The following is a 17,725-nucleotide window of genomic DNA, read 5'->3' as shown; positions in this document are numbered from 1 at the left end:
CTTCGCTAGGCTCGTAGCTCAGCTGGTTAGAGCACCACCTTGACATGGTGGGGGTCGTTGGTTCGAGTCCAATCGAGCCTACCAACGAATTGCAGTAAAGCAGTAAAAAGAAGTGCGGCAAGTCCGATTCAACCCCATACGGAACGGAAGGGCATCATGGTTATGACACCGCGAACTACTACCGCTGGCAAGCGACAGTAGTCGAGGTGCGCCTTCGACCCGGTTGGATCGGGTTTGACAAAGAGAAACGCGGCCTTGGCCGCGTTTTTTTTCGTCTGTCGCCTGCCAGCGCCCTGATAAGCTGCCGCGTTTCCGGTGCCGCAGGGCAGGGCAGCAAAGAATAAATCGCCGGTCCCGCAGACATTCAGGGCCGGTGCCACAAGATGCAGTTTGATCCGCTCGGGCGAAGCGCAAGACGCCGCCGGCGGAATCCTGGAGAGTCGAAATGATCGCAATCACGCTGCCGGATGGGTCCCGCCGCGAGTTTCCCGGCCCGGTGACGGTTGCCGAAGTCGCGCAGAGCATTGGCGCCGGCCTGGCCAAGGCCGCGCTGGCCGGCAAGGTGGACGGCCAGCTGGTCGACACGAGTTACAAGATTGATCGCGATGCGGGGCTGGCCATCGTCACGGACAAGGACGCCGATGGCGTCGATGTGATTCGCCACTCCACGGCGCACTTGCTGGCCTATGCCGTCAAGGAGCTCTATCCGGAAGCGCAGGTGACGATCGGCCCGGTGATCGAAAACGGCTTTTACTACGACTTTGCCTACAAGCGTCCCTTCACGCCCGAAGACCTGGCCGCCATCGAGAAGAAGATGACGGAACTCGCCCGCAAGGACGAGAAGGTCGTGCGCGAAGTATGGAACCGCGACGAAGCGGTGGCGCTGTTCGAGTCGATGGGCGAAAAGTACAAGGCCGAGATCATCGCCTCGATCCCCGCCGACCAGGAAATCGGCCTGTACCGCGAAGGCAGCTTCGTCGACCTGTGCCGTGGCCCGCACGTGCCGTCCACGGGCAAGCTGAAGGTCTTCAAGCTGATGAAGGTGGCCGGCGCCTACTGGCGCGGCGACGCCAACAACGAGATGCTCCAGCGCATCTACGGCACGGCCTGGGCCAGGAAGGAAGACCAGGAAGCCTACCTGCACATGCTGGAAGAGGCCGAGAAGCGCGACCACCGCAAGCTGGGCAAGACGCTCGACCTGTTCCACCTGCAGGAAGAGGCGCCCGGCATGGTGTTCTGGCACCCGAAGGGCTGGCAGGTGTGGCAGGCCGTCGAGCAGTACATGCGCGGCCGCCTGACGGACGCCGGCTACGATGAGGTCCGCACGCCGCAGGTGATGGATCGTTCGCTTTGGGAAAAGTCCGGCCACTGGCAGAACTACAAGGAGAACATGTTCGTCACGGAGTCGGAGAAGCGCGATTACGCGATCAAGCCGATGAACTGCCCGGGCCATGTGCAGATCTTCAACCACGGCCTGCGTTCGTACCGCGACCTGCCGCTGCGCCTGGCCGAATTCGGCGCCTGCCATCGCAACGAGCCGTCGGGCGCGCTGCACGGGCTGATGCGCGTGCGCGGCTTTGTGCAGGATGATGCGCACATCTTCTGCACGGAAGAGCAGATCGTGGCGGAGGCCAAGGCCTTCAACGAACTGGCGTTCTCGGTCTACGACGACTTCGGCTTCAAGGATGTGAAGGTCAAGCTGTCGCTGCGCCCGGACCAGCGTGCCGGCTCGGACGAGATCTGGGATCACGCCGAAGAGGGCCTGCGCCTGGCGCTGCGCGCCTGCGGCGTGGATTGGGAAGAGCTGCCGGGCGAGGGCGCGTTCTACGGCCCCAAGGTCGAGTACCACATCAAGGATGCGATCGGCCGCTCGTGGCAGTGCGGCACGCTGCAGCTTGACCTGGTGCTGCCGGAGCGCCTGGATGCCGAATACGTCTCCGAGGACAACTCGCGCAAGCGCCCGGTGATGCTGCACCGGGCCATCCTGGGTTCGTTCGAGCGTTTCCTGGGCATCCTGCTGGAAAACCACGCCGGTGCGCTGCCGGCCTGGCTGGCCCCGGAGCAGGTGGTGGTCATGAATATTGCGGATTCGCAGGCGGAATACGCCGAAAGCGTCGTGCAATTGCTGCAAAAACAAGGGTTTAGGGCCAAGGCTGATTTGCGTAATGAGAAAATTACGTATAAAATCCGCGAGCATTCGCTTCAAAAGGTTCCCTACCTGCTGGTAGTGGGCGACAAGGAGCGGGATGCCAGTCAAGTGGCCGTGCGTGCCCGTGGCAACGTGGATCTGGGTGTGATGCCCGTCTCCGCGTTTGTTGAGCGTCTGCAAAACGACGTCGCCAGCAAAGCCTGATGGGTGGTGAGCACGGCTTGTTTTTTTGTCTTCTTGAGGTAACGCAACATCGCTACGGACAAAGGTCATCGCATCAACCGGGAAATCAGCGCGCCTGAGCTGCGCCTGGTAGGGGTTGATAACGAACAGCTCGGCATCGTCAAGTTCATGGACGCGCTCCGGCTGGCTGAAGATAAGGACTTGGACCTGGTCGAGATCGCGCCGAACGCGGTTCCGCCCGTCGCCCGGATCATGGATTACGGGAAGTTCAAGTACGAGGAAGCCAAGCGCGCCCACGAGGCGAAGCTGAAGCAGAAAATCATCCAGGTCAAGGAAGTCAAGTTCCGGCCGGGTACGGATGATGGCGACTACAACGTCAAGCTGCGCAACCTGAAGCGCTTCCTGGAAGACGGCGACAAGACCAAGATCACGCTGCGGTTCCGTGGTCGCGAGATGGCGCACCAGGAAATCGGCGCGCGCATGCTCGAACGCCTGAAGGCGGACCTGGAAGAAATCGGCCAGGTCGAGCAGATGCCGAAGATGGAAGGGCGCCAGATGGTGATGGTGCTCGCCCCCAAGAAGAAGAAGTAATTCCTGCGCGGTGCAGCGGCCGGGATGCCAGGCATCCCGGCGTTGCTTCGCGCGGAAGTCGCGCGTGGTCCGCAAGGGCCGCTGTGCAACAACAAGTGGATGCGGGTCTTGCAAGCGTCGGCGTGAGCCGTCCACCTGCATGCATGTCATATGAGCTGGAGTTTTTCATGCCGAAGATGAAGACGAAGAAAAGCGCCTCCAAGCGCTTTACTGCCCGTCCGAACGGTTCGTTCAAGCGTGGCCAGGCCTTCAAGCGTCACATCCTGACCAAGAAGACCACCAAGAACAAGCGTCAACTGCGCGGTACTCAGGACGTCCATGAGACGAACCTGAAGTCGGTGCGCGCGATGATGCCTTACGCATAACCCCTGACGAAAACGAAAGGAGAATTACATGCCTCGAGTAAAGCGTGGGGTCACTGCACGGGCCCGTCACAAGAAAGTCATCGATGCTGCCAAGGGTTACCGCGGCCGTCGCAATAATGTCTACCGCATCGCCAAGCAGGCGGTCATGCGTGCTGGCCAGTACGCGTACCGCGATCGCCGCAACAAGAAGCGCGTGTTCCGCGCTCTGTGGATTGCGCGTATCAATGCCGCGACGCGTGAGCATGGCATGACCTACAGCGTGTTCATGAACGGTCTGAAGAAGGCCTCGATTGAACTGGACCGCAAGGTGCTGTCGGACATGGCTATTCACGACAAGCCTGCCTTTGCCGCCATCGTCAACCAGGTGAAAGCCACCGTTGCCTGATGCCGGCTGCGGCAGCGCGTAAGCGCTGCCGGGCAAGCACCGACCGCAAGGTCGACCGCCGACCGCAAGGTCCGCTGAAACGGGGCTCCTCACCGAGCCCCGTTTTTATTTCGAATGCCGTTTCAGTTGCCGCTATCCGGTTGCCGAGACCGCATTCGAAACGAACACCGCACGTAGTGCCAACCCACGTCGGACCGGTGCGTACCGGCCCGACGCCAAAAATCCCACGACCGCCGCCATGTCTCAGGATCTGGATCAAATTGTCGCCGATGCCCAGGCCGCCTTCGCCGCTGCCAACGACAACGCCACGCTGGAAAACGAAAAGGCCCGCTTCCTGGGCAAGACCGGCGCGCTGACCGAACTGCTCAAGGGCCTCGGCAAGCTCGACCCGGAAACCCGCAAGACGGAAGGCGCCCGCATCAACCAGATCAAGCAGCAGGTTGAAGCTGCCCTGCAGGCACGCCGCCAGGCGCTGGCCGATGCGCTGATGAACGCGCGCCTGGCCGCCGAGGCCATCGACGTCACGCTGCCTGGCCGTGCGGTCAGCCGCGGCAGCCTGCACCCGGTGATGCGCACGTGGGAGCGCGTCGAGCAGATCTTCGGCTCGATCGGTTTCGATGTGGCCGACGGCCCCGAGATCGAGACCGACTGGATGAACTTCACCGCGCTGAACAATCCGGACAACCATCCGGCGCGTTCGATGCAGGACACGTTCTACGTGGATGGCCGCGACAGCGAAGACAAGCTGTTGCTGCTGCGCACGCATACCAGCCCGATGCAGGTCCGCTACGCCAAGATGCATGTCGAGAAGTACGCCGGCAAGGCGATGCCGCCGATCAAGGTGATCTGCCCGGGCCGCACCTACCGTGTCGACAGCGACGCCACGCACTCGCCGATGTTCAACCAGGTCGAAGGCCTGTGGATCGGCGAGGACGTCAGCTTTGCCGACCTGAAGGGGGTGTACACCGACTTCCTGCGCAAGTTCTTCGAGCGCGATGACATCCAGGTGCGCTTCCGCCCGTCGTACTTCCCGTTCACCGAGCCGTCGGCAGAGATCGACATGGCCTTCGGCAACGGCAAGTGGCTGGAGATCTCCGGTTCGGGCCAGGTGCATCCGAACGTGCTGCGCAACATGGGCCTCGATCCCGAGCGCTATATCGGTTTCGCGTTCGGCTCCGGCCTGGAGCGCCTGACCATGCTGCGCTATGGCATCAACGACCTGCGCCTGTTCTTCGAGGGTGACGTGCGCTTCCTGCGCCAGTTCGCCTGACGCGCCGCCGTCCCCTCGTCAACGACCACACAGAATACTTACCGGATCAGAAGCGCCATGCAATTCTCGGAATCCTGGCTTCGCACCTTCGCCAACCCTGAAAAGATCTCCACCGACGCGCTGTCGCACACGCTGACCATGGCCGGCCTGGAAGTGGAAGAGGTCGGCTCGGTCGCGCCGCCGTTCGACAAGGTGGTGGTCGCGCGCGTGCTGTCGACCGAGCGCCATCCCAACGCCGACCGCCTCAACGTGTGCCAGGTCGATGCCGGCACCGGCGAGACCCTGCAGATCGTCTGCGGCGCGCCCAACGTCAAGCCCGGCATCCTGGTGCCGTGCGCACTGGTCGGCGCCGTGTTGCCGCCGTCCGAGGATGGCGGCAAGCCGTTCGAGATCAAGATCGGCAAGCTGCGCGGCGTGGACAGCTACGGCATGCTGTGCTCGGCGCGCGAACTCAAGCTGTCGGAGGACCACGGTGGCCTGATGGTGCTGCCGGAAGACGCGCCGGTCGGCCAGGACATCCGCCAGTACCTCGACCTGGACGACCAGGTCTTTGTCATCAAGCTGACGCCGAACAAGGCTGACTGCCTGTCGATCCACGGCGTGGCGCGCGAAGTGTCGGCGCTGACCGGCGCTGCGCTGAACCTGCCGGAGATGACGCCGGTGGCGGTGACGATCCAGGACAAGCTGCCGGTCAAGGTGTCGGCGCCGGACCTGTGCGGCCGCTTCTCCGGCCGCGTGATCCGCGGCGTGAATGCGCGCGCGGCCACGCCGGCATGGATGGTGCAGCGCCTGGAGCGCTCGGGCCAGCGCAGTGTTTCCGCGCTGGTCGATATCTCGAACTACGTGATGCTGGAACTGGGCCGTCCGTCGCACGTGTTCGACCTGAGCAAGATCCACGGCGGCCTGGACGTGCGCTGGGGCCGCAAGGGCGAGAAGATCAAGCTGCTCAACGGCAATACCATCGAGGTCGACGAGCAGGTCGGCGTGATCGCCGATGACAAGGAGATCGAAAGCCTGGCCGGCATCATGGGCGGCGACAGCACCGCCGTGACGCTGGACACCACGGACATCTATCTCGAGGCCGCATTCTGGTGGCCCGCTGCGATCCAGGGCCGTGGCCGCCGCTATAACTTCTCGACCGATGCCGGACACCGCTTCGAGCGCGGTGTGGACTACGCTACCACGGTCGAGCATATCGAGCGCATCACCGCGCTGATCCTCGAGATCTGCGGCGGACAGGCCGGCCCGGTGGACGACCACGTGGTCAACCTGCCGCAGCGCAAGCCGGTCAGCCTGCGCGTGGCGCGCGCCGAGCGCGTGCTGGGCATCGAGCTGTCGCCTGCGGCCATCGCCGATGTATTCCAGCGCCTGCAGCTGCCGTTCACGCGCACCCAGGGCGCCGAGGGCGAGGTGTTTGAAGTCACGCCGCCGAGCTACCGCTTCGATATCGAGATCGAGGAAGACCTGATCGAGGAAGTGGCCCGCATCTATGGTTTCGAGCGCATCCCGGCCCGTCCGCCGATCGCCGAAAGCGAGATGCGCCCGACCAACGAGGCCCGCCGCTCCAGCCACGTGGTGCGCCATGCCGTGGCCGCGTGCGACTACCAGGAAGTCATCAACTTCGCCTTCGTCGAAGAGAAGTGGGAGCGCGACTTCGCCGCCAACGACAACCCGATCCGCCTGCTGAACCCGATCGCCAGCCAGCTGGCGGTGATGCGCTCGACGCTGATCGGCGGCCTGGTCGACAAGGTGCGCTACAACCTGAACCGCAAGGCTGCGCGCGTGCGCCTGTTCGAGGTGGGCCGCGTGTTCCATCGCGACGCCAGCGTGAAGGATGGCGGCCTGACGGTGGCCGGCTACGATCAGCCGATGATGGCCGCGGGCATTGCCTATGGCCCGGCGTTCGAAGAGCAGTGGGGCATCCCCGCGCGCAACGTCGACTTCTTCGACATCAAGGGCGATGTCGAGGCACTGTTCCATCCGCGCGTGCCGCGCTTCGAGCCGGTGTCGCACCCGGCGCTGCACCCGGGCCGCGCCGCGCGCGTGCTGCTCGACGGCAAGGCGGTGGGCGTGGTCGGCGAGCTGCATCCGCGCTGGCTGCAGGAATACGAGCTGACGCACGCCCCGGTCGTGTTCGAGCTGGCGCTTGACGCGCTGCGCGACACCGGCCTGCCGGTGTACACCGAGATCTCCAAGTTCCCGGCCGCCGTGCGCGACCTGGCCATGGTCGTGAAGCAATCGGTGCGCGTGCAGGACCTGCTCGACGCCATGCGCGCGGCACTGGAAAAGCAGGGCTACGGCCGCTACTGCCAGAGCCTGGTGCTGTTCGACGAGTTCCGTCCCAAGGGCGCTTCCGCTGCCATTGGCGCGGACGAGAAAAGCCTTGCGTTCCGGGTGACCTTGCAAGATACTGGGTCGACCCTCCAGGACGAAACCGTCGACAGCGCAGTGCGCTGCATGGTCGACGCGCTGACAGAGGCCTTCCAGGCCCGGCTGCGCGGCTGAGCCATCGCCAGTACGCAACAAGTACGCGACGGACACACGATAAACAAGGGCGCCCGGGCTTGCCCCGGGCGGATCGCCAGACACACACTTGAGCGATCGACATGAATGATCGAGACGCGAATTCCATGACCGCTGCAGCACTGGGTGAGATGAGCGACCGGCAGGCTTCCTCCCTTGACGACGCGATGCCGGATGCGCGCGCGACCGAAGTTCCCACGCTGACCAAGGCCGAACTCGCCGAGATGCTGTTCGACCAGGTGGGCCTGAACAAGCGCGAATCGAAGGATATGGTCGAGGCCTTCTTCGACGTCATCCGCGAAGCGCTGGAGCAGGGCGACAGCGTCAAGCTGTCCGGCTTCGGCAATTTCCAGTTGCGCGACAAGCCGCAGCGGCCCGGCCGCAATCCCAAGACCGGCGAAGTCATTCCAATCACCGCTCGCCGCGTGGTCACGTTCCACGCCAGCCAGAAACTCAAGGGCCTGGTGGAAGAACGCGCGGGCATCGTCGGCTGACGCGTCACCCGAACGGCGGATTGCTTCCCGAAGCCGGCATCGGTATGCTTCTGGGCGCGCACCTGGTGTGCGCCAACCGCATGGCCGGCATGGCCTGACGCTCGTCTACACACCACATGTCGGACAAATCCAGCGATCGCATCGCGTTGCCGCCGATTCCGGCCAAGCGCTACTTCACCATCGGTGAGGTGAGCGAGCTTTGCGCCGTCAAGCCGCACGTCCTGCGCTATTGGGAACAGGAGTTCACGCAACTCAAGCCCGTCAAGCGCCGCGGCAACCGCCGCTACTACCAGCACCATGAAGTCCTGCTGATCCGCCGCATCCGCGAACTGCTCTACGAACAGGGCTTCACCATCAACGGCGCGCGCAATCGCCTCGATGAAGGCCGTCATCACAGTGGGGCAGCGGCAGCGCCTGAGGCCGCAGAGGCTGGCGAAGAAAATGCGGCGGCATTGTCGGTCGACATCGGCGGCCTGCGCAATGAACTGGTCGAAGTGCAGCACCTGCTCGCGCAACTGCGGGAGATCGCGAAGCACGGATAATTTCGACGTCGGGAGCTAGTCATACGGGAAATGCTTCTGTTATAATCTTTTGCTTCGGGGCGTAGCGCAGCCTGGTAGCGTACCTGCATGGGGTGCAGGTGGTCGGAGGTTCAAATCCTCTCGCCCCGACCAGACAGAACCCGCTTGGTGAATAGCCAGGCGGGTTTTTTATTTTCTGCGTGGAAATGGCCGGCCAGTGCGGTAACGCTTTGATACAGCCGTCGCCGATGCCCGTTGCTATGCTCTGCCATCCTCCCGACCGATTCCCCACTTATGTTCCGAAAGCTCTGTGTGGCTACCCTTGCGCTCCTCTGGCTGACGGCCGCGGCTGCCGCACGCGCCGATGACCGCGGCTACCCGAGCGCATATCGTGGCGGTGAGTACCAAGAGAAATTCCGTAGCGGCCCTTGTGAAATCGAACGCGAACAGAAGCGCGATGGCGAATACAAGGAAGAGCGCAAATGCAAGGGCGGCCCGCGTGGCTATGAGCGGAAGCAGAAGTACCGCGACGGCCCTTGCCTGATCGAGCGCGAATGGAAGGACGACGGTGAATACGAAGAGAAGGTCGAATGCAAGCGTGGATAAGTGCATGACCTTTCGGCCCGCCATGCGCGGCGCTGGCTGTTACTGCGAAAAGCAGGCCCGCTTTCTACCTAACCTGTTGCAACGATAGCGATCGCTGCTGTCGTTCTTACTTTTCCTGTGGAGCTTGCGCCATATATGCGCAACGCACGCAAGCACTCGGACGCCCGGGAAGGGCAGGTCGCCGATTGCATCAGCGAGCTTGGTTGGACGCGGCCGGTGCTGGCTGACTCCGGGTAGCCCGCCAAGCTGCCCTATTGGACCGCATCCAATACTCAGGCATGGTGTGGCTCTGACATAGGCCAAAGGTCTTCTCGCTGGACCAGGGAATCGGCTTCGCTGTCGGTGAGACTGTCACTCACAAAGAACTCGCGGCGTTCGACGTTGTTTCCAATGGCACGTTCGAGGGTTACCCGACGATACGTTGCCTGATGCGCAGGGTCGTTCGCGAAGGCTGTTACCGGGCGATAGGTGAGAACGGATGACAAGGTGTTGGGGTTGTCACGGACCGTGGTTCCATGCAGTGGGCCCCCAACGTAGGTAATGTCCATGGCCTGTTGAAGCGCAACGTTCAGCGTTGCGTTCATCAGCGTCTGCCAACCTTCCCCGCTGGCGCGGAATGCATCCAGTATGTCCGCGTCATAGCGAATGCTCACCAGTTCCTTGGTGCTGGCGAGCCTGGGTCGACCGCGGCCGCGCTTGCCGAGCGGCTTCATGGCCTGCATCTCTTTCGCCGAGACCTCGTACGTGTCCGGATCCGCAGCGATGCCGCGGTTGATGGCCGCGTCCTCTTCGTCGGTCGGCACGACGATCTTAGGCTTGGTCGACATAGTTCCTTGCCTCGCGTTTGTTGGCCTTGCGCAGGCTGATGATATGCATTGCATTCCCGCGCTGGGTGAACACCACGCAATAGAGGCGCTCATCAATGACGCCGAGTGATGTCCATACAGAATAATTGTAGCTGCAAATAATGGGTGGACCCAAGATTATCTGTGCTGCAGGATATGAATCCGCATCCTGAGTGCCTGTTGGGCTATACGCGCTGCTCGACCGTTGCCAGAAAAGGCGGCGAGATACCCGGGTTCTCCCGTCATGGCGCGCCGGTACCCTGGCTTAGACTGGTCCCGCTGTACTCACCAGCCCGCCCGCACCCCGCCGCCGCGGGCTGTTTTTTGGGTGGAGGCTAGCGCGCCAGCCTGCGCAACAGCGCGTCATGTCCGCATGCCAGGCCGGCAAGCGCCGTTGCGTCGGCCAGTTCGAATTCGCTGAACTGGAAGGCTGGTGCCACGGTGCAGCCGACCAGGGCGAAGTCCATGCCATCGGCCATATCCACGCGTTCGGCGGCAAACCATTGGCCGGCGGGCACCATTGCCTGGAAGGCCGCGCCGGGATGCCGCAGCGGGTCGCCCAGGCGCTGCGTGACGATGGTGCCGTCCACGATCCGGTGCACGTCCACGGGGGAGCCTGCGTGGTAGTGCCAGAGTTCGTCGGACCGGATGCGATGCCACGCGGAATAGTCGTTGCCGCACAGCATGTAGTGGATCGCGGTGCAGGCTGCGCGTGTGCGGCCGTCCTGGCAGACGACCTGCTCTTCGCCGCGATAGGTTTCGCGGTAGTAGCCGCCTTCCGGATGCGGCTGCAGGTCGAGCGAGCGGATCAGTTGGCTGGCGGTCGGGCTGAGGTCTGGCATGTGGGCAAGCGGCGTGGCGCATCGGCGATGCGGAAGCCGTAGCTTAAAGCAGTGCGAAGCGTGCCTGGCCGGGGCCGACGAGGGTGGGGCGGCTGACCGGGTAGCGGTGACGGGTGCCCTGGGCGTCGAAGGACAGGAAATCCGGCGTCCAGCGCAGGGCCTGCAACTGGAGTGGCTCGATGCCGTCGACGAGGATGGCGCCGGCGTCCACGCAGACACTGCCGCAAGGCAGGCGCAGGGATTCGCTGTCGTCGCCGAAGTAGTAGGCCTCGAGCAGGATGGAATCGGACTGGTACAAGGGCATGGGCAGTATCCGAATACTGTATGGATGTACAGTATAGCTCTGGCCAGCGCTTCGGTCATCCCCGACGATTCTCATTTTCGTGCGCCGCCACACCCTGCGGCGCTGTGCCATTGCCGCGTGGAAGTTGGTGGCAAGCGGTGTCGGCCTGTATTGGTATAACCTGAAAGCGATGCCGGTCGCACAGCATGGTCGTGCCAGGACCGGCAGGGTCGCTGCGGGGGATGCCATGGCGAGGTGCGGGAGCAGGGCTTGCTGGTTTGGTTTGGGCGTGGTGCTGGGCGCGGCGGTGGGCGGTGCCTGCGCCATGCTGGTGCGCACGGCCGCGGAGCGGCGGGTGCTGCGCCAGCCCGATGTGCCGCTGGTGCCGTCCGATCCCACCGCGGATCAGGCGCTGACCGATACTGCCACTGACGTGGTGGAGTACGGCGGCTTCGTGATCCACGTGTATTGCCACGCGCTGGGCATGGGGCGATTCAAGGCCCTGTGCGATATCTGGGAGTCGGGCGCCGTGGTGCTGGAGGGCGGCGCGCCGCCGGCCACGCACGCCACGCCCGAAGATGCGCGCGCCGCGGCGATTTCGTGGGCGCGGCAATGGGTGCAGCACAATGGCTGAGGGCGCCGGCGCGCAATCATCGCCATGACAGGAGATGCCGATGCACGCCTGTGACCTGTGTCATCAGCTGGTGGGCGAACCGTCCAGCGTGCCGCCACACGAGCACCTGGCTGCCTCGGGCATTGCGGCCATGAGCAACCGGTGCAAGGTCGACAGCCGCTGGCGCTGCACCGGCTGCGGCGCCTGGATGTACCAGAGCACGGCATTGGGTGAGCCGCCGAATATGTGGCGAATGGGCGCGCGCCCGGTCGACTGGCCTGATAATCACGGCTGAGCAGGCATGGCCGCGCCGCCACCGGGCAGTGCGGCCATGCCCCGTATCGCGCCCGGCTCAGGCTCTCGGGCGTCTGTTTCAAGGAGATTTCATGTTTGTTTGTGGGAACCAGGCTTGCGGTGCGCGCTGGGAGCCGAATGAGGTGCAGATCCGCAATGAAGGGCAGGGTCCCGTGTTCCGTTGCCCGCAGTGCGGCGCACGCAATCACGTCCAGGCACGCATCGCGCGCGACGGCAGCACGGTCTACCGCCAGGTGGCGGCGAAGCCGGTACCGCGCTAGCCCGGATCGGCGGACGGCAAGCCATGTCACCCCACGCATGTGGGGTCAAATCCACATGGTTGCCGCCTTAAGCTTGCTCAGGCGGGACCGTTATACACAATCATGGACTTTGCCGACCTTCCTCAAGACTCTGCCTCCAATGCTGAACGCATGGGCTGGGCGAACGCTTCGCCGGAAGTGATCGCCAAGGTATTGAATTCAGCACTGGCAGCGCAGGACCTCTCAGGGTTTGCCGCGCTGCTGTCGGATATCGCGCGTGACCGCGGCCTCAAGGGCGAGCGTGCCGCGCACCAGTCGATCTACGACATGCCGTACGCCAGCCTGCTGCCCAGGCAGAAACACCTGCTTTCCGATGCCTTCGACCTGCTGGTCCTGCTCGGGCTGGAACTGCGCCCGCGTGGCGCCGGCGCCGGCATCGGTGACGATGCGGACCTCGACACGGACGCGGAAGCAGACGAATAAGCGCGGGCTGGCCAGCGCTATGCGCGTTCCAGCATGCCGATCTCGCGCACCGCGACCGACAGCATCGACAGCCCCGCAGCCCCCGAGGCGCGCTGGTCGGCCAGCATGCGCGTAAAGCGTTCCAGCGCGCCATGACGGCTGGAGCGCCAGGCATCGATCATGGCTTCGGGCGTATCCAGTTCACCCGCCTGTGACAGCACGCTGACGGTCAGTGCGCGCTTGAGCCGCCCCAGGTCTTCCAGCGTGGTGGTGCGTGCCAGCAGGTCCCAGTGCGTGTCCGATGGCAGCGCCAGCGCGCGCTCGCGCAGCCAGCTGAAGCTCAGGTGGCTGTCCAGCGCGAAATAAACCCCCGCCACCAGGTCCAGGCTGCGTTCGCATGCGGTGGCCACTTCGGCGATATCGAGCGCGGCGGCGGAGATCTCGCTGCCGGCCACGCGCACAGCCAGCGCTTCGTCGACCCCTGCATCCGTCAAGGCCCGGGTGCGCTCTGACAGTGCCGTCGCATCGGCCGGCGGCAGCAGCCGCGGCAGTTGCGGGGCCAGCCATTGCGCGGCCTGGGCAAAGCGCGCCAGGTCCTCGGCGGCCTTGCTGCCGCTGCGCAGATAGCGGATGAACCACAGGCACGCGCGCTCCAGCAGCAGCGCCACGGCCCCGAACATGCGCGCCTGCTCGGCATCGGCCACACGGTTGTCCAGCGCATCGATCTCCTGCCACAGGGTGGTCAGGCCGAAGACATCGCGTGCGATCAGGCAGGCGCGCACGATATCGGCCGGGCGTGCGTCGGTCTCTTCCATGATCCGGTGCACGAAGGTGGCGCCGATACGGTTGACCAGCATATTGGTCAGGTGCGTCGACAGGATCTCGCGCCGCAGCGGGTGGCGCTGCATCGCGTCGGCGTAACGCTGGCGCAGCGGCACCGGGAAATAGTCCGACAGCAGTCCGGCGACCAGCGTGTCTTCCGGCACGTCGGAGGCCAGCAGTTCGTCGTACAGCCACATCTTGCTGTAGGCAAGCAGCACGGCACGCTCGGGCGATGCCAGGCCTTCATCGGCCAGCTTGCGCTCGGCGATTTCTTCCTCCGAAGGCAGGAACTCCAGCGGCCGGTTGAGCCGTCCGGCGCGCTCCAGCCAGCGCACCAGGCGCGCCTCGCCGTCGAGCAGCGCGGGGCTGCTGCGCCCGGCCACGGACAGTGCCTGGGTCTGGTAGTAGTTGTCCTGCAGCACCAGCAGGCCGACCTCGTCGGTCATCTCGGCCAGCAGCTTATTGCGCTGCTTCTCGGTCATTTCGCCGTCGGCAACCACCAGCCCGAGCAGGATCTTGATATTGACCTCGTGGTCCGAGCAGTCCACCCCGGCCGAGTTGTCGATGGCGTCGGTGTTGATGCGCCCGCCCTTGCGCGCGAACTCGATGCGGCCCAGCTGGGTGAAGCCGAGATTGCCGCCTTCGCCGACCACCTTGCAGCGCAGGTCATTGCCGTTGACACGCACCGCGTCGTTGGTGCGGTCGCCGGCCTGCAGGTGGGTTTCCTGGCTGGACTTGACGTAGGTGCCGATGCCGCCGTTGTAGAGCAGGTCGACCGGCGCCATCAGGATGGCGTGGATCAGCTCGGCCGGCGACAGCGTGGCTGCCGTGACCCCCAGCACCGCCTGCACCTGCGGCGACAGCGCGATGGTCTTGGCGCTGCGCGGATAGATGCCGCCGCCGGCGGAGATCAGCGTGGCGTCGTAGTCGGCCCAGCTGGAGCGGGGCAGGCCGAACAGCCGCGTGCGCTCCTGCAGGCTCCTTGCCGTGTCCGGGTCGGGATCGAGGAAGATATGCCGGTGGTCGAAAGCCGCCACCAGCCGGATATGCGGCGACAGCAGCATGCCGTTGCCGAACACGTCGCCCGACATGTCGCCGATGCCGGCCACGGTGAAGTCCGTGGTCTGGATATCGACACCCATCTCGCGGAAATGCCGCTTGACCGATTCCCACGCACCGCGCGCGGTAATGCCCATCTTCTTGTGGTCATAGCCGACCGAGCCCCCGGACGCAAAGGCATCGCCCAGCCAGAAGCCGTATTCGGCGGAGATCGCGTTGGCGAAGTCGGAGAACGTCGCGGTGCCCTTGTCGGCGGCGACCACCAGGTAGGGGTCGTTGTCGTCGTGGCGCACCACCTCGGGTGGCGGCACCAGCTGGCCGCCGACGAGGTTGTCGGTCAGGTCCAGCAGCCCGCGCAGGAAGGTCTGGTAGCAGGCAATGCCCTCCTGCAGGAATGCATCGCGGTCGGTGGGCGGGGGCGGGCGCTTGACCACGAAGCCGCCCTTGGAGCCCACCGGAACGATCACCGTGTTCTTGACCATCTGCGCCTTCATCAGGCCCAGCACTTCAGTGCGGAAGTCCTCGCGCCGGTCTGACCAGCGCAGTCCGCCGCGGGCCACGCGCCCGCCGCGCAGGTGCACGCCCTCAACGCGCGGCGAGTAGACCCAGATCTCGAACATCGGGCGCGGCTCGGGCAGGCCGGGGACCAGCGCGGGATTGAACTTGAACGACACATACGGGCGCGGCTGGCCTTCCTCGCCGCGGTGGAAATAGTTGGTGCGCACGGTGGCGTTGATCACGCCCAGGAAGAGCCGCAGGATGCGGTCCTCATCCAGGTTGGGCACCTTGTCCAGCGCCGCGCCGATATCGGCCAGCAGCTTGTCGCAGCGCGCCTGGCGGGCGGTGTCGGTGGCGACCTCGCTGAAGGTGTCGAAGCGCGCCACGAACAGGCCGACCAGCATGGCGGCAATGGCCGCGTTGCCGGTCAGCGCGCGCTCGATATAGGCGTCACTGAAGGTCGAGCCCACCTGGCGCAGGTAGCGGGCATAGGCGCGCAGGATGGTGACGTCGCGTGCGGCCAGCTCGGCGCGCAGCACCAGGCGGTTGAAGTCATCGTTCTCGATCTCGCCGTGCCAGGCGCGCGCGAAGGCATCCTCGAACAAGGCCTTGACGCGCGCGATGTCGAATTCCGCCGCGCTGCCGCTGTCGGCAATCTCCAGCCCGAAGTCGTGCACCCATACCGGCGCGCCGCTGTCGGGTTCGATCAGGTAGGGGCGCTCTTCATCCACGCGCACGCCCAGGTGTTCCAGCATGGGCAGGCTGTGCGACAGCGCGATCGGCTCGCCGGCACGGTACACCTTGAAGCGGAACACCCCCGGCGCGGCCTCGATCGGCCGGTACAGGTTCATCGCCATGCCGTTGCCGCGCAGCGCGTGCTCCATCAGCTCGATATCGCGCACCGCGGTGCGGGCCGGGTAGTCCTCACGGTAGCCGGCGGGGAACGAGCCGCCGTAGCGCTGCAGCAGCCGGTTGCCTTGCTCTTCGCCGTGGCTTTCATGCAGGGCTTCAGCGAGATCGTCCTGCCAGCGGCGGCTGGCGTGCACGATGCGCGCCTCCAGCTCGCGCGTATCAACGTGCGGCATGGTGCCGGGCTCGCCGCGCACGGTGAGCTGGATGCGCGCCAGCGGCGACTCGGACAGCAGTGGCGTGAACTCGCAACTGGTGCCGTGGAAAGCCGCGGTCAGCAGCTTCTGGATCTTCTGGCGCAGGTCGGTGTTGTACTTGTCGCGCGGCACGAACACCAGGCACGAGACAAAGCGGTCGAAGCGGTCGCGCCGCACAAAGAGCCGGGTGCGCTGGTGTTCCTGCAGCCGCAGGATGCCGGTGGTGATGTCGAACAGTTCGTCCTCGGTGGCCTGGAACAGTTCATCGCGCGGATATTGCTCAAGGATGGTCACCATCGACTTGTACAGGTGCCCCTTGGCCAGGAAGCCCGCGCGCGCCAGGATATTGGCGCACTTGCGCCGCACCAGCGGAATTTCCGCGATCGGCGCCATATAGGCAGTCGAGGTGTACAGGCCGACAAAGCGCCGCTCGCCGAACAGCTGCCCGTTTTCATCGAGCAGCTTGACGCCGATATAGTCGAGATAGCCCGGCCGGTGCACGGTGGCGCGCGAATTGGCCTTGGTCAGGAAGATCGGCGAGGCCCCTTCGATGATCGCGGTGGCCGCGGCGGGCAGCAGCGTGAGGTCTTCGGCATCAGGCTCGCGCAGGCTTTCGCGCAGGATGCCCGCGCCCGAGCCCGGCACGCCGCGCAGGAAGTAGCGGCCGTCCTGCGACACCAGCTGGTAGTCACGCTGGCCGAGGAAGGAGAAGTGGTCATCCATCATCCAGTCCAGGAAGGCGCGCGCTTCGGCGCTTTCCGGCGAGGCCGCGTCGGGCGCCTGCGCCATCGCGGCGATGGTGGCCTGGGTGATGTCGCACATCTTCGGCCAGTCTTCCACCGCCGCGCGCACGTCGACCAGCACCTGCGCAATGGCGCTGCGCAGCGCTTCCAGCCGCGCGGCCTCGCCGCTGCGGTCGATCTCGAAATGGATAAACGATTCCAGGCGCGAACTGTCCCCGGTCTCGCCGGCGCCGCCCGGGGCGATCCGCTCGATGCCGCCGCGCGCGTCGCGCCAGACCCGGAACACGGGATGGATGGCCGAGTGCAGCGCCAGTCCCTGCCGGTTGATCTCCATCGTCACCGAGTCGACCAGGAAGGGCATGTCGTCATTGACGATCTCGACCACGGTGTGGTCCGAATGCCAGCCGTGCTCTTCCAGGTTGGGGTTGTAGACGCGGATGCGCGCACTGCCGGGGGTGAATTTCTGGGCGGTCTGCCAGTGCGCCATCACGGCGCCGTAGAGATCGTCGACGTCGCGCTGGAGCAGGTCCTCGGCGTCGGCCTGGTCGTAGTAGTGCAGCAGGAAGGGCTCGACCACGGCGAACATCGCCGCCGGCAGCCGCTCGCGCGCGAAGCTGGCCAGTTCGTCCAGCAGGTGCGCGACCTTGTCTTCGTTCTCCTGCGGCATGATCCCTCCTCGCGGTGTCGATGGGCGGCCCGCGGCATGTGCCGGGGCATGCTCATACTTTAGGAAAAAACCGCTTGCCCGGCGCAAGAAAAGTGGCGGGTATGACGATGGCGCGTGAAGAAAGGTGGGCGGCTCCCGCTGCTG

General features: G+C 64.9%; 17 protein-coding genes, 2 tRNA genes and 1 pseudogene. 15 read left to right on the top strand and 5 right to left on the bottom strand.

Features of this window, described 5'->3' with window-relative positions:
* Positions 1-7 precede the first annotated feature (7 nt).
* From AC3WLF_RS26700 to AC3WLF_RS26650, 11 genes are all read left to right on the top strand, one after another.
* A tRNA-Val gene (locus tag AC3WLF_RS26700) sits at positions 8-84 on the top strand.
* Between the two features lie 361 nt (positions 85-445).
* Positions 446-2,353, top strand: a complete 1,908-nt coding sequence (thrS, locus tag AC3WLF_RS26695; RefSeq protein WP_454749836.1) for a threonine--tRNA ligase — start codon at positions 446-448, stop codon at positions 2,351-2,353.
* 48 nt (positions 2,354-2,401) lie between these two features.
* Positions 2,402-2,923, top strand: a complete 522-nt coding sequence (infC, locus tag AC3WLF_RS26690; protein WP_078195944.1) for a translation initiation factor IF-3 — start codon at positions 2,402-2,404, stop codon at positions 2,921-2,923.
* 167 nt (positions 2,924-3,090) lie between these two features.
* On the top strand, positions 3,091-3,288 hold the full coding sequence (gene rpmI / locus AC3WLF_RS26685; protein WP_006575466.1) for a 50S ribosomal protein L35: 198 nt from the start codon (positions 3,091-3,093) through the stop codon (positions 3,286-3,288).
* 28 nt (positions 3,289-3,316) lie between these two features.
* The gene (gene rplT / locus AC3WLF_RS26680) at positions 3,317-3,673 is read left to right on the top strand and encodes a 50S ribosomal protein L20 (protein ID WP_008650487.1); all 357 of its coding nucleotides are present in this window, start codon (positions 3,317-3,319) and stop codon (positions 3,671-3,673) included.
* A 238-nt stretch (positions 3,674-3,911) separates the two neighbouring features.
* Positions 3,912-4,943 carry a phenylalanine--tRNA ligase subunit alpha gene (gene pheS, locus AC3WLF_RS26675; RefSeq protein ID WP_010813101.1) on the top strand — a complete coding sequence of 344 codons (1,032 nt, stop codon included), beginning with the start codon at positions 3,912-3,914 and terminating at the stop codon, positions 4,941-4,943.
* Positions 4,944-5,000: 57 nt separating this feature from the next.
* Complete coding sequence (gene pheT, locus AC3WLF_RS26670; protein WP_492359051.1) at positions 5,001-7,448, top strand: phenylalanine--tRNA ligase subunit beta; 2,448 nt, start codon at positions 5,001-5,003, stop codon at positions 7,446-7,448.
* A gap of 101 nt (positions 7,449-7,549) precedes the next feature.
* A complete protein-coding gene (locus AC3WLF_RS26665) occupies positions 7,550-7,960 on the top strand; it encodes an integration host factor subunit alpha (RefSeq protein ID WP_037024300.1) in 411 nt (136 codons plus the stop codon).
* A 116-nt stretch (positions 7,961-8,076) separates the two neighbouring features.
* A complete protein-coding gene (locus tag AC3WLF_RS26660) occupies positions 8,077-8,502 on the top strand; it encodes a MerR family transcriptional regulator (RefSeq protein ID WP_492320488.1) in 426 nt (141 codons plus the stop codon).
* 55 nt (positions 8,503-8,557) lie between these two features.
* Positions 8,558-8,634 (top strand) — tRNA-Pro (locus tag AC3WLF_RS26655).
* A gap of 141 nt (positions 8,635-8,775) precedes the next feature.
* Positions 8,776-9,087, top strand: a complete 312-nt coding sequence (locus AC3WLF_RS26650) for a hypothetical protein (protein ID WP_492320489.1) — start codon at positions 8,776-8,778, stop codon at positions 9,085-9,087.
* Positions 9,088-9,638: 551 nt separating this feature from the next.
* Here the strand turns inward: AC3WLF_RS26650 and AC3WLF_RS26645 are convergent.
* The 4 genes and pseudogenes from AC3WLF_RS26645 to AC3WLF_RS26630 form a co-directional block, all read right to left on the bottom strand.
* Positions 9,639-9,914: pseudogene (locus AC3WLF_RS26645) on the bottom strand (BrnA antitoxin family protein); the annotation flags it as partial.
* On the bottom strand, positions 9,898-10,068 hold the full coding sequence (locus AC3WLF_RS26640) for a BrnT family toxin (RefSeq protein WP_492320490.1): 171 nt from the start codon (positions 10,066-10,068) through the stop codon (positions 9,898-9,900). The pseudogene AC3WLF_RS26645 and the gene AC3WLF_RS26640, both read right to left, overlap by 17 nt.
* Positions 10,069-10,267: 199 nt before the next feature.
* Positions 10,268-10,774: a cupin domain-containing protein gene (locus AC3WLF_RS26635; RefSeq protein WP_492320491.1), complete on the bottom strand. Its 507-nt coding sequence runs from the start codon at positions 10,772-10,774 to the stop codon at positions 10,268-10,270.
* Between the two features lie 43 nt (positions 10,775-10,817).
* On the bottom strand, positions 10,818-11,078 hold the full coding sequence (locus AC3WLF_RS26630) for a hypothetical protein (RefSeq protein ID WP_492320492.1): 261 nt from the start codon (positions 11,076-11,078) through the stop codon (positions 10,818-10,820).
* 304 nt (positions 11,079-11,382) lie between these two features.
* On the opposite strand from AC3WLF_RS26630, the gene AC3WLF_RS26625 reads away from it, so the two are divergent.
* From AC3WLF_RS26625 to AC3WLF_RS26610, 4 genes are all read left to right on the top strand, one after another.
* On the top strand, positions 11,383-11,691 hold the full coding sequence (locus AC3WLF_RS26625) for a DUF6566 family protein (protein ID WP_234788122.1): 309 nt from the start codon (positions 11,383-11,385) through the stop codon (positions 11,689-11,691).
* Positions 11,692-11,731: 40 nt separating this feature from the next.
* The gene (locus tag AC3WLF_RS26620) at positions 11,732-11,965 is read left to right on the top strand and encodes a hypothetical protein (protein WP_492320493.1); all 234 of its coding nucleotides are present in this window, start codon (positions 11,732-11,734) and stop codon (positions 11,963-11,965) included.
* A 91-nt stretch (positions 11,966-12,056) separates the two neighbouring features.
* Positions 12,057-12,245: a hypothetical protein gene (locus AC3WLF_RS26615; protein WP_492320494.1), complete on the top strand. Its 189-nt coding sequence runs from the start codon at positions 12,057-12,059 to the stop codon at positions 12,243-12,245.
* A gap of 102 nt (positions 12,246-12,347) precedes the next feature.
* Positions 12,348-12,707 (top strand): hypothetical protein, encoded by a 360-nt coding sequence (locus tag AC3WLF_RS26610; protein WP_492320495.1) that lies wholly within the window; start codon positions 12,348-12,350, stop codon positions 12,705-12,707.
* 17 nt (positions 12,708-12,724) lie between these two features.
* Here AC3WLF_RS26610 and AC3WLF_RS26605 read toward each other — a convergent pair whose 3' ends face one another.
* On the bottom strand, positions 12,725-17,581 hold the full coding sequence (locus tag AC3WLF_RS26605; protein WP_492320496.1) for an NAD-glutamate dehydrogenase: 4,857 nt from the start codon (positions 17,579-17,581) through the stop codon (positions 12,725-12,727).
* Positions 17,582-17,725 lie beyond the last annotated feature (144 nt).

The organism is Cupriavidus sp. FW306-01-F10A, from assembly GCF_058782785.1.
The sequence above is the reverse complement of the archived record's forward strand: the minus strand, read 5'-3'. Positions and strand labels throughout refer to the sequence as shown.